The 11837-nt window shown below is 52.9% G+C and carries 13 protein-coding genes; 2 read left to right on the forward strand and 11 right to left on the reverse strand.

The annotated features are described in order from the left end of the window. Positions 1-28 precede the first annotated feature (28 nt). The 11 genes from RZA33_RS18565 to hemH all read right to left on the reverse strand — a co-directional run bounded on the left by RZA33_RS18565 (position 29) and on the right by hemH (position 9599). Positions 29-475, reverse strand: coding sequence for a DUF3429 domain-containing protein (locus tag RZA33_RS18565; protein ID WP_317509206.1), 447 nt, complete (start codon positions 473-475; stop codon positions 29-31). A gap of 56 nt (positions 476-531) precedes the next feature. Continuing rightward, positions 532-1950 carry a DASH family cryptochrome gene (locus tag RZA33_RS18570; protein ID WP_317509207.1) on the reverse strand — a complete coding sequence of 473 codons (1419 nt, stop codon included), beginning with the start codon at positions 1948-1950 and terminating at the stop codon, positions 532-534. Positions 1951-2004: 54 nt separating this feature from the next. Next, positions 2005-2139, reverse strand: coding sequence for a DUF2256 domain-containing protein (locus RZA33_RS18575; protein ID WP_317509208.1), 135 nt, complete (start codon positions 2137-2139; stop codon positions 2005-2007). Positions 2140-2396: 257 nt separating this feature from the next. Then, a complete protein-coding gene (gene mnhG / locus RZA33_RS18580) occupies positions 2397-2801 on the reverse strand; it encodes a monovalent cation/H(+) antiporter subunit G (protein ID WP_146876409.1) in 405 nt (134 codons plus the stop codon). Beyond that, entirely contained in the window at positions 2794-3063 is a 270-nt protein-coding gene (locus RZA33_RS18585) for a monovalent cation/H+ antiporter complex subunit F (RefSeq protein WP_146876408.1), read from the reverse strand. The genes mnhG and RZA33_RS18585 overlap by 8 nt, the downstream gene beginning before the upstream one ends. Next, positions 3063-3536, reverse strand: coding sequence for a Na+/H+ antiporter subunit E (locus RZA33_RS18590; protein ID WP_317509209.1), 474 nt, complete (start codon positions 3534-3536; stop codon positions 3063-3065). Before RZA33_RS18590 ends, RZA33_RS18585 begins: the two co-directional genes overlap by 1 nt. Beyond that, the gene (locus RZA33_RS18595) at positions 3533-5128 is read right to left on the reverse strand and encodes a Na+/H+ antiporter subunit D (protein ID WP_317509210.1); all 1596 of its coding nucleotides are present in this window, start codon (positions 5126-5128) and stop codon (positions 3533-3535) included. The genes RZA33_RS18590 and RZA33_RS18595 overlap by 4 nt, the downstream gene beginning before the upstream one ends. Next, positions 5125-5472 (reverse strand): Na+/H+ antiporter subunit C, encoded by a 348-nt coding sequence (locus tag RZA33_RS18600; RefSeq protein WP_146876405.1) that lies wholly within the window; start codon positions 5470-5472, stop codon positions 5125-5127. Before RZA33_RS18600 ends, RZA33_RS18595 begins: the two co-directional genes overlap by 4 nt. 18 nt (positions 5473-5490) lie before the next feature. Next, complete coding sequence (locus tag RZA33_RS18605) at positions 5491-5922, reverse strand: Na+/H+ antiporter subunit B (RefSeq protein WP_317509211.1); 432 nt, start codon at positions 5920-5922, stop codon at positions 5491-5493. Next, positions 5915-8284, reverse strand: a complete 2370-nt coding sequence (locus RZA33_RS18610; RefSeq protein WP_317509212.1) for a putative monovalent cation/H+ antiporter subunit A — start codon at positions 8282-8284, stop codon at positions 5915-5917. The genes RZA33_RS18605 and RZA33_RS18610 overlap by 8 nt, the downstream gene beginning before the upstream one ends. 235 nt (positions 8285-8519) lie before the next feature. Then, the gene (gene hemH / locus RZA33_RS18615; protein ID WP_317509213.1) at positions 8520-9599 is read right to left on the reverse strand and encodes a ferrochelatase; all 1080 of its coding nucleotides are present in this window, start codon (positions 9597-9599) and stop codon (positions 8520-8522) included. A 175-nt stretch (positions 9600-9774) separates the two neighbouring features. On the opposite strand from hemH, the gene RZA33_RS18620 reads away from it, so the two are divergent. Beyond that, positions 9775-11355 (forward strand): cryptochrome/photolyase family protein, encoded by a 1581-nt coding sequence (locus RZA33_RS18620; RefSeq protein WP_317509214.1) that lies wholly within the window; start codon positions 9775-9777, stop codon positions 11353-11355. Next, the gene (locus tag RZA33_RS18625; protein ID WP_317509215.1) at positions 11352-11753 is read left to right on the forward strand and encodes a DUF393 domain-containing protein; all 402 of its coding nucleotides are present in this window, start codon (positions 11352-11354) and stop codon (positions 11751-11753) included. The genes RZA33_RS18620 and RZA33_RS18625 overlap by 4 nt, the downstream gene beginning before the upstream one ends. The last annotated feature ends 84 nt before the right edge of the window (positions 11754-11837 follow it).

The following is an 11837-nucleotide window of genomic DNA, read 5'->3' on the forward strand; positions in this document are numbered from 1 at the left end:
TGGCTCAGAAAAGCGACAGATACCAGACTTACCCGCTTAAGCGAAGTAAAACGACTAAGTGCAACAGCACCACTACCGCGCTCAGTAACCCCCTTAATTTGAAATACCAGCTCGGAAAACCCTCTCGGCCTTCGCGGCTAAGGTCGTAACCTCCGATAACTATAAACCCTGCCAATAGCACACATAGCCCTGTTACAACGTCAAAAAGCAGAGCAGGCCAGGCAATTAAACTCGGCACCATGGCTATCAACAAGCGCCGCGTATTGCCAGGCCGGGGCACTTGAAGGGCGCTACCCCAGTGCACCCCACCCAAGAATGACAAGATAACCGCACTGTAATAAGTGAACCCGTAAATTGCCGTTACCTGCCAGACAGCAGGCGCCCACCATGCCAACACACTCCCGCCTATAAAAGGGAGTAGGCCAGCAACCCCAAGCAGCCAGGCAACCCGGCGATCACTGCTTAACAGCGTCATAACGCCACCTTCCTTAAAACGAGTTCACGCACTGTTCCTCCTGCAAAAATAAAGGGCTATTCGTTGATCGCCCGAAACTCGGTACTAGCGATCAACCATCGCTGCCACTGCTCGGGCTCGACGTAAGGCGTCGTAAAGACGGTGGGAGCGGCACGCCACGGCTGGTGACGCTCCAAACCATAGGGAAGTTGCTCAAGCGGTGGCAACCAGTGAGCGACATAGAGTCCTTTAGGATCATAGTGGCCCGCCTGCTTCAGCACGTTAAAATAGCGGTCTTGGCGCGGGTCTCGCCCAACCCCTGCAATGTAGCGCCAGTTGCCCCAGTTACTGGCAACATCATAATCAATTAAACAATGCTCAAACCATAAAGCGCCAAGGCGCCAATCTACCTGTAAGTCTTTCACTAAAAAGCTTGCCACATTCTGCCGGGCTCTATTGGAGATCCAGCCAGTTTGGCTTAGTTCCAGCATAGCCGCATCCACAAACGGCAAGCCAGTTTCGGCGTTGCGCCATGCGTTAAAGGCGGCGTTTGGCCTGGGAACCTGGCGAGCGCCAAACATGTTCGCGCCTTCTAACTGAGCGGCATGTATAAAGTATTCTCGCCAAAGTAGCTCAAAGGTTATCCAATAACTGGACTCATTGCTCCCATGCTCTGCCTCCCATGCCTTGACGGCGTCATTAACTTGGCAGGCGGACAGGCAACCACGCGCAAGCCAGGGTGAAACTCGTGTTGAGAAGTTAGCCCCCAGCAAGCCGTTACGAGTTTTCTTGTAGGTTTCAGCGCCATTTTGCTGCCACAGATAATCGTGCAAACGTGCGTGCGCCGCTGACTCGCCACCCATATAGGCATAACCTTGCCGAGTATCGGGCTGCCACGCCGCGCTATGTTCACATACAGATTTGAGCGGTGGAAATCCGCGTGGCGCGTCAGGCCAAGGCGGCAGCGTCACTGGCGCAGGTCGGCTAGGTGGGATAGTGCACTGTTTCTCTACACAACGTCTAAATGCCGAAAAACTCTCTGGTAGCGCCTCGGACTCAAAAGGCAGCGCTTGGCGGTCAAATAAACGTCCACTCTCTAGGCAATGAAGCTTTGTGTGGCTAGGTAGCCCTTCTGCCACCGCTTGAATATGCCCTGCTTCCTCAACTCCTGCGTGTTCGGCAACGCGCACTTGGCGGGCCTTCAGCGATGTCGCCAGTTCAATCACCACATCGCTGGGGTTACCAATGCGCACCAGCAAGTCACTGCCGCGCTTTAGCAGTTCGCCGCGCAATTCCATCAGGCTTTGCCACAAAAAGCGTAACCGCGCAGGGCCAATACGCGGCGCTGTTTCACCCTCTATTAACGGTGCAAACCATTGCGTATCCAACACGTAAAGGCAGAGCATATAACTGGGGGTAGAACTAAAGTGTAGTAAGGGGTTATCAGCTATACGTAGGTCATCTTGCAGCCAGACAATATCAACAGTGCTGTTCATGCTCGTGCCTCCTAGGGTGCTTTAATGCCCAGAATTTGATGCCAAGCGACTCAGCTACTTGGCATTACGTCGGCAGCGCTCGCTGCAGTAGCGCACCTCATCCCAGCAGCGCGCCCACTTTTTCCGCCAAGTAAATGGGCGCTGGCATTGAACACATATCTTTTGCGGCAGGTTTTGTTTTCTTTGCATGGTCACGTGTGTATGCAGGAGATAATAAAACGTGGACGCATTATCTTATACAGTACAATTATTGTACATAATTTTATTGTACGAAGATTGTTTGCATTGAAATAAACGCCCTCGTCTACCGACTGCCTATCAACAGACGCAAAAAAGCCACCCGGAGGTGGCTCAATAGCGGTTATCCGCTGGTCAATTAAGTGTTTTTTTGACAGTCAGGCGATACTGCTGGCTAGGTTTGTAATCATTAAATCGCGCGGCTCCGTTTAATCGGGGTCGGTCTCGCGGGGCTGCCGCTTGGCATTTTGCTGGGTTTCCAAGCCGCTTTTCAGTTCATGGGTCAAGGGGTCGTAATTAGGGCGTAACTCATCTTTGACAGTACCACTCCATAGCTTAGAGCCGACAAAGTAGCCTGCTCTTCCCATCACGTGAGCCGCCACGGGGGCGGTCATCAGAATAAACACAATGATGGCAAATGAACGAGCCACTATGCCTACTTCAGCAAAATGCATGGCCGCCGCCAGCATCACTAAAATAACCCCCAGGGTCGCGGCCTTGGTGGTGGCGTGCATACGGGTTAGCAGATCGGGTAAACGCAGCAAGCCTACCGATGCGAGGAGCATAAACAGCGCGCCGCTGATAATTAACGTGCCCTTTATAAAGTCAATCATCCCGCGGGCCTCCTCGTTCCAAAAAGCGGGCAAAGCCAATGGCTGCCAAAAAGCCCATTAATGCAATAACGATAGCGGCATCTAAAAAGCTGGCAACGCCTGTTTTAATCGCATATACACCTACCAACCCAACCACGGTGGTAGAAAAAAGCTCTAACGCCACCACGCGATCAGGCAAGCTAGGGCCGCGTACGACACGCACAAAAGCGAGTATCAGCGCCACACTCATAATCACTTGGCCAATCAGTATAACGGTATCCATTAGCGAAACAGCTCCAATGCCCGGTGCTCCATCTCTTTTAAATTGCGCCGTAGTTCTTCTTCGTTGTCTAAAAACATCGCGTGTATATACAGCACCTTACGATCGTCAGATACATCCAGGCTAAGCGTGCCGGGGGTCAATGAAATCATATTGGCCACCATGGTGATTTCCATTTCCGTGCGTGCCGACAGCGGCATCGCAATCACCCCTGGCTTCATATGCCAAGGCGGCGTGATAATGTCGAAAGCAACGCGCAAATTAGCTTGAATCAACTCTTTAAGAAAAAAGGCGATAAAACCTACAAAACGCGGCACGCGAGCGGGGTAGCCTTTTAAGGCGTCGAGCTGGGGTTCGATCAATATCAGCGTTATGTAGCCAAATACCATCCCGACCAGAAGGTTTAGGCCGCTGAAGTCACCGCTTAACAATACCCACGCCAACCCTAACAGCAGGTTCCAAATGGCTCCCGTCATGGTGTCTTCTCCCTAACGGCTTCTTCAGCCTCTGCTGATAAGGGTTCAAGCAATGCGCCTTCAATACTGGCTGATGCCCCCAGTACCGCTTCGATGTAGCCCGATGGCGAAAGGAGCTGGTCACTAATAGTCGTCATTACCCACATCATGGGTTCTGCAAAGATCCCAATCAGCAGTGATGCCATGGCCAGCAACATGACTGGCAAATACATCATCCACAGGCTTGGCCTTATCAGGCGCTCATCGTCGCCAGTCGGTGTGGCGGTTTCAGGCACGTGGTTATCTTCGGGTAGCGACTTCCAAAACACCTCATTCCAAATTTTCACCATGGAGTAGAGGGTCATGAACCCCACCGCTAAGGCTATCCCGGTAACGACATAGGCTTCGGCTTCAAGGCCCGCGCGCACAATGACCAACTTGGCAAAAAAGCCGGAAAGCGGCGGAATACCCGCCAAAGAGAAGGCCGAGAAAAAGAAGCCAACCGCCAACCAGGGGCGCTCGCGGTATAGCCCGCCCATTTTTTTAAGCTGGTAGGTGCCCTGTAAACGGTGGGTAATACCACTAATTAAGAACAGGTTGGTCTTCACCACCATGTTATGCACAATGGCAAACACACCGCCAGCAATCGCCAAGGGGGTATACAGTGCTAAGCCTAGTATCATATAGCCAATTTGGCTGACGATGTGGAATGACAAGATACGCCTGAACTCATATTGAGCGGCAGCGCCAAGCACCCCTGTGACCATGGTAAGAGCAGCGCCCCAGAGCATAATATCCTGCAGATAGCCCATGGTCTGATCAAACATTAACGTAAAGACTCGAAACAGCGCATAAACGCCCACCTTGGTCAGCAGCCCTGCAAACAGCGCCGAAACCGCCACCGGCGGTGTGTGGTAGGAGGCCGGTAGCCAAAAGAACAGCGGAAAGGCCGCTGCCTTGATACCAAACGCGACCATAAACATGATTGCCAGCACTTCGACCATGCCGGTGTGCTCCGCCGCTTCCATCCGTAGTGCGATATCGGCCATGTTGAGCGTGCCCACCATACCGTAAAGCAGCCCCACCGCCGTCAGAAAAATAACCGATGCCAGCAGGTTCAAGGTAACGTATTTGATCGCCCCTTCCATCTGGGCGCGCTCACCCCCCAGAATCAGCAGCGCGAAAGAGGCTACCAGCATCACCTCAAACCATACATAAAGGTTGAAGATATCGCCGGTTAAAAATGCCCCCATTACCCCGGCAAGCAGCAGGTGCATCAATGGATAATAGCCAAACTTTTCATGACCACGGCCCGTTGTCGCCAGCGAGTAAATGCCCATGGCTAGACCGATAATGGCGGTCATCAGTACCATCACGGCACTTAGCAAGTCGGCAATTAAGGTAATCCCGAAGGGCGCTGGCCAGCTGCCCATTTGCATGGTGACGTAGCCTTCCGACAACGTCGATATAAACAGCCAAAGGCTGACAATGAACAGCGCGACAGTACCGGCCACGACTAAAAAACGCTGCATGGCGCGCGAGCGCCAGAACAGCAACGAGATAGCCCCTGTTAGCAACGGCAAGAGGACGGGAAGAGCAACTTCGGGCCTCACGTATCGGTATCCTTCATCTTGTCGAGATCATCAGCCTTGACGACTTCATAGGCACGCCGTATCAACACCACCGCGAATGCCAGTACCCCAAAGGCAATCACGATAGCCGTTAGCACCACCGCTTGCGGCAAAGGGTCTGCGACCTCGCCTAGGGGCTGCGTCATACCCTCCGGGATCAACGGCGGCGCTCCGCGCGTCATACCGGCGGTGGTAAAAATTAGCAAATTGGCGGCGTTAGACAACAGCATCAAACCAATCACAAGCTTGACGATAGAGCGACGCAGCATCATAAAAATAGCCGTCGCGTAAAGCAGGCCGATCGCTAGCGCCATTAACGGTTCCATGTGGGGCCTCCTATTAACTCAAGGTTCATCCTTGTCGACCTCCATTAACGACATCACCATACCAGTGACGGAACCCAGCACCGCAAAATAAACCCCAATATCAAAAATCAGCGGTGTTGAGGCTTTAAAGTCGATAATTGGAATTGTCCACCACTGGGCGGTCAAAAATGGTTGACCCATAAACCATGCTGGCAACACCGAAATCATTCCCAACAGCAAACCAATACCGATCAGGTCGCGAGGGTCGACCATACGCAGCACTTCTTTGGTAGCACTGACCCCAAAGGCAAACAGATAAAGCGTAAACGCCCCCGCCGCCACAAGGCCAGCGATGAAACCGCCGCCTGGCTCGTCATGCCCTCTAAGCAACAAAAAGACTGAAAACAGCAGTTGCAGGGGCATGAGTAAGCGCGCGGCGGTATTGAGAATAATCGTGCCTGACTTAACCATCGTAAGGCTCCTTGGTAATGGCAGCGTTGCGTTTCTCGCCATTTTTGCCATTGCCGTTCTCGTTATGGAGCCCTTCTCCATGACGTAGCTTTAGCATGGCGATAACGCCGATCGCGGCAAGCGCCAGCACGAACATCTCGCCCAACGTATCCAGGGCACGATAGTCCACCAAAATAACGTTAACGATATTGAGACCGTGAGCCAACGGTACACTGTTCTCAATCATGTAGGTCGAGATCGGTTCAAACTGCTGAATGCTCCACGATGTCATGATCAACATACAAATTAAAATCCCCATCGTGGCGGCCACGATGCCATCGCGTATGCGCTCAAAACTGGTCGAGAGGTTGGAAAAGCGCGGCAGGCGGAACAATACCAGCACCAGCAAAATGACCGTCAGGGTTTCTACCAGCAGTTGGGTAATCGCAAGGTCTGGCGCACTAAAGAGAATAAAGATCAGCGCGATGGAAAAGCCCATGACGCCGACGGACACGACGGCGCCGAGTCGCGAGCGAGAGATGGTTGCAAACAGCGCCCCCATTGACATGCAGCCGACGACGGCCGCCTCGTGGAAGCGAACATCCAGATCAAAGGCAAATTGCGGCGAGTGGCGCAGTAGAATTGAATTACTAATTAGCGCGATCAGTGTGATTAACATCACTAGGATGTAGTTACGCATGTAGCCGTTTTGCAATAAGCGTGTCTGCCACTCGGATAAATACACAATGCCATTCATCATACTTTCATAGCCCGCTTCGGGGCCATGGCGCATGACCGGGCTTAAAATAGACAGCCTGCCGCGGACGCTATCCCAGCGTTTAAACAGCCAGAAACCTATGCCTAGACTCACAATTGACATGATCAGCGCAATATTGACGCCGTACCACAGCGACAGCGCCACCTCGGTAGTTTGGCCAGCAATGGAAGTCGCGGTCGACGTTAATAGCGCATCGGCACCTAGCAAGGCAGGCGCTAGACCTAGCAAGAGCGAGCCCAAGGCGAGCAGCGCCGGGCCCACTAACATGCTTAGCGGGGCTTCATGAGGCTCAAGTGGGGTTTGATGTCGCTTACCATAAAAGGGCCGTAACGCCACAATAAAAGCGACCGCAATGGTCAATACAGCGGCGATAAAGGCAAATACCACCAGTAGCATTCGGAAGCGATCGGCGCCTAGTACCGATTCGAGCATCAACTCTTTACCGATAAAACCGAGTAGCGGCGGCACCCCGGCAAAAGAGAGAGCGGCAACCAAAGCGATTGTCGCGGTAATAGGCATTACCGATCTTAGCCCGCCCATTTGGGTGACATCTTTGGTACCGGTTTCGTGATCCAGTATCCCAGCCACCATAAACAGCGCCCCTTTATATAGCGAATGCGCCAAAAGAAAAGTAACAAAAGCGGTCATCGCGTACTCGCCACCGATGCCCAATAGCATCGTCAGCGTGCCCAGCGCCATAATGGTCGAGTAAGCAAGCAGCTTTTTGATATTGGTGTGCTGAATCGCTAAGAAAGCCCCCACTAGCATCGTGGTCGCACCGACCACGGAGAGAATACCCACCCACAGTGCCGTGCCGCCAAGTTCGGGGTGCAGGCGTGCAAGTAGATAAATGCCTGCCTTCACCATCGTTGCAGAGTGCAGATAAGCGGAGACCGGCGTAGGCGCCGCCATGGCGTTGGGCAACCAAAAATGAAACGGAAACTGTGCCGATTTGGTAAAGGCCGCCAATAGCAAACAAATAAGCATTGGCGTATAAAGCGCGTGCTCGCGTAGGTCCGCGTCGTCGCTCAGCATCTCCGCCAGCGACCAGCTGCCGCTAGCAATTCCCAAAAGTACCAGTCCAGCCATTAAGGCTAAACCACCGCCGACAGTCACAAACAAGCCCTGCCGAGCGGATTTACGCGCTTCAATATCGCTATGATTAAAGCCAATCAGCAAATAGGAGGTAAAGCTGGTGAGCTCCCAGAAAATAAACAGGGTAAACAGCCCATCCGCCAACACCAGCCCCAGCATTGAGACCATAAAAGCGACTAAGGCGATATGAAACCGAGCGAGATCGGGATGATCTTTCAGATAACCACCCGCATAAACCAGCACGCAGGCGCCAATGACGGTAATCAACAGCCCGAAGAGGAGCGATAAACCATCTAATAGGAAGGTGAGACTGATACCCAGCGATGGGACCCACTGCCACGCTAAAAGGAGGCTGCCGTTTTCCATTACGTCAGGGGCTTGGAATACCAGCCATGCCGCCAACCCCGCTGGGAATAGCGCCAGAACAAGGCTAGTGCGCTGACCAAACCAAGAGTGCAGCAACGGCGACGACGCAGCCAGCAAAAACCCCATTAACACGGCAAGTTGCATCTAGCGAAATCTCCTAAAAACTAAAGACAGCGCCTTCAAATCAAAGGCGAGAGCCGTTGGCATCGTGCCTTGCCACTGACATGTCAGCGTTGAATAATAGTGATTCTATTGATACATACCTTATAACAAGCCATTTTGTCTGACCAGTCAAACGCTTAAACGCAAACAGCCGCAAGCGATTAACATCGCGTTGCGGCTGAGGTTAAAAACCATGGATATTAAAAGCCACCGAAAATTAGGGCGTTGTTAGCCACCCGGCTAATTCATTATTGATGACAGCGAGCAATGCCTCAATGTGGTCGTCACGGTCGTTCAGGCAGGGGATGTAGCTAAACGTTTCCCCCCCTGCTTCCATAAAGCTATCGTGGATCTCCTCTTCGACCTCTTCCAGAGTTTCCACGCAGTCGGATGAGAAAGCGGGCGACATAATCGCAATGTGCTTGTGACCTTGCTCAGCCAACTCAGCAACGTGTTTTACCGTTTGCGGACCTACCCACTTCTCAGGACCGAACTGCGATTGAAACGCGGTATCCACTTCTTCTTTGCTAAAACCTAATGTCTCGCGCAGTAATCGCGTGGTTTTCTGACATTGGCAGTGGTAAGGGTCGCCTTCCAGCAAATAGCGCTCAGGAACGCCATGGTAACTAGCGACCAACTTGGTGGGGCGTGTTGAGAAACCGTCGTAAGCCTCTTGCACCGAATTGGCCAGCGCCTGGATGTAAGCAGGGTGTTCAAAATAAGCGGGTACCGTACGGATGTAAGGCTGCCATTTCATTTTCATTAAGGTGCGAAAGGCTTCGTCGTTCGCTGTTGCCGTGGTCGGCGAGCCGTATTGCGGGTAGAGCGGAAAAAACACAATGCGCTCGCAGCCCTTCTCTTTCAAACGCGTCAACACACTCTTAGTCGAAGGATTGCCGTAGCGCATACAGAAGTCGACTTCGACATCATCACCGTAAAGTGCTTTTAAACGCGCGGTCATCTTCTCGGTCTGGGCGCGCGTCGTCGTCAACAGCGGGCTTTCGTTTTTCTCATTATTCCAGATGCTTCGGTACGCTTTGCCCGATGAGAACGGCCGCTTGGTCAAAATAATCAGCTGTAGCAGCGGTTGCCATTTCCAACCGGCATAGTCGACTACCCGTTTATCAGACAGAAATTCGCTTAAGTAACGCCGCATTGACCAATAGTCGGTAGCATCCGGGGTACCTAAATTTGCTAGCACAACGCCTACTTTAGCGCGCGGCACCGGCGGATGATCGCTGGGGGCATGCGCCAAGCGTCCTGTGCCCGGCTGATCCTTGACGACATTCTCAGTCATTAACCTTGCTCCTAAAAAAACTTAAGCTGCTCAGAAATCCAGTCACTCAGCACCTCAGCCACACAGACTTCAGCATCTCAAAACATAAATAACTAAATAAATCTTACCACTTTTTAGCCAAAGGGCGGCATAAAGTTATACTATTGATATCATTTGTATAACTATAGGCCAAATCATGTCCAAGCCCCTGCTTTTGGTGCTCGGCGATCAGCTATCATTTTCGCTAGCCACGCTACAAGAGGCGCCCGCCAATGCGGTGATCGTGCTGTGCGAAGTTGCGGAGGAAGCGCGCTATGTGCCTCATCATATACACAAAATTGGTCTCTTTTTAGCGGCCATGCGTCACTTTGCCCAGGCGCTGCGCGAGAAAGGCTTTCAAGTACATTACAGCGCGTTGGACGACGCCGATAACACCCACTCCCTCATCGACGAAGCCGAACGAATCGCGCAACAGTATGGCTGCGATGAAATACGCGTTACTCGACCCGGAGAGTGGCGCCTTTGGGAGGCAATGCAACAGCGCAGCGACGCTAACCCTCCCTGGCGGCTGCTCGAGGACGACCGCTTTTTCACCACGCCTGATGACTTTGCCCAATGGGCCGAAGGCCGCAAACAGCTGCGCCTGGAATATTTTTACCGCGAACAGCGCAAGCGAACCGGACTCTTAATGGAGGGTGATGAACCCGCGGGCGGCCAGTGGAACTTCGATCACGATAATCGCCAGCCTATCAAAGCGGCACTCGATTTCCCTGAGCTACCTAAGCATCGCCACGATGCGATCACCCAGGCCGCACTGGTCGATGCAAAGCGCCACTTTAGCGACCACATGGGCAACCTGGAACACTTCAACCTGCCGGTTACCCGCCGTCAGGCGTTGGTGGATCTTGAGCATTTTATGCGTCACAGCCTACCCCATTTTGGCCGCTACCAAGATGCGATCAGCGATTCGGCGCCCTACTTGTATCACTCGCGGCTTTCAGCGGCGATGAACATCGGCCTGCTGTCGCCGCATGAAGTCTGCGCAGCCGCCGAGCAGCGTTACTACGCAGGCGAAGCGCCGATTAACGCCGTCGAAGGGTTTATTCGTCAGATTCTTGGCTGGCGTGAGTATGTCCGTGGGCTTTATTGGACGCAAATGCCTGCCTACAAGCGTAACAACCGGCTGGGCTTTCAGCGCGACTTACCGGCGTTTTATTGGAATGCGGATACCGATATGCGCTGCCTTCAGCGCGCCATCCAAATGACCATCGACAACAGCTATGCCCACCATATTCAACGCCTGATGGTCACTGGCAATTTTGCCTTGCTGTGCGGTGTTAAACCCGAAGCACTATGCGACTGGTATTTAGCGGTTTATGCCGATGCGAGCGAATGGGTGGAATTGCCTAACACGCTGGGAATGGTGCTGCACGGAGACGGCGGACTAATGGGCTCTAAGCCCTACTGCGCCTCAGGCAAGTATATCGACAAAATGTCCGATCATTGCCAGCACTGTCGTTACTCGCCCAAACAAGTCACCGGGGCCAACGCCTGCCCGTTCAATAGCCTTTACTGGCACTTTCTCGAAACGAACGCTGAGCACCTGAGTAAGAACCCGCGCATGAAGCTAATTTATGGCTCGCTAAACCGCATGTCCGCTGAAAAACGCGAGGCCATGCACCAGCAAGCTGAACAATTTTTAACGCAACTTGAAACGTCGCCCGGCTATGGTCAAACGTGCCATACCGTTGGCTACGACCAACAGGAGCCAAGATGAACCGCTTTTCGCCGCTACATGCTGCCCCACCCGTGATTCTATTTCACGACGGCCACTGCCCTTTCTGCCGCCAAGAAGTCGCTTGGCTAGAAAAGCATCGCCACCGTGAACATATTCAGCTGGTGGATATTCAAGACGAACATTTTGATGCCCAAGCGTACGGCCAGGAATTCGCTGCCATGATGGGCCAGTTACACTTACGCGATAGTCAACAGGAATGGTATGTCGGCATGGATGCCAGCCGTGCCCTCTATGCTGTATTGGGCTACCGGCGGCTAATGTGGCTATCTTGCTTGCCGGGCGTGCGCGGCTTAATGAACGCCGGTTACCGGTTTTTTGCCCGTCGCCGGATCCGGCTGGGCCAATGGTGGGAAAAGCATCAGGCTAAACGCAGCTGATAAACGTTAGGGCCTGTTGACGTTTCACATGGGCAGCCATAAAAAACCACAAGCTAAGGCCACCATGCTTTCGTAGTTTCGCTT

Source organism: Halovibrio sp. HP20-59 (assembly GCF_033052795.2).
GTDB lineage: Bacteria > Pseudomonadota > Gammaproteobacteria > Pseudomonadales > Halomonadaceae > Vreelandella.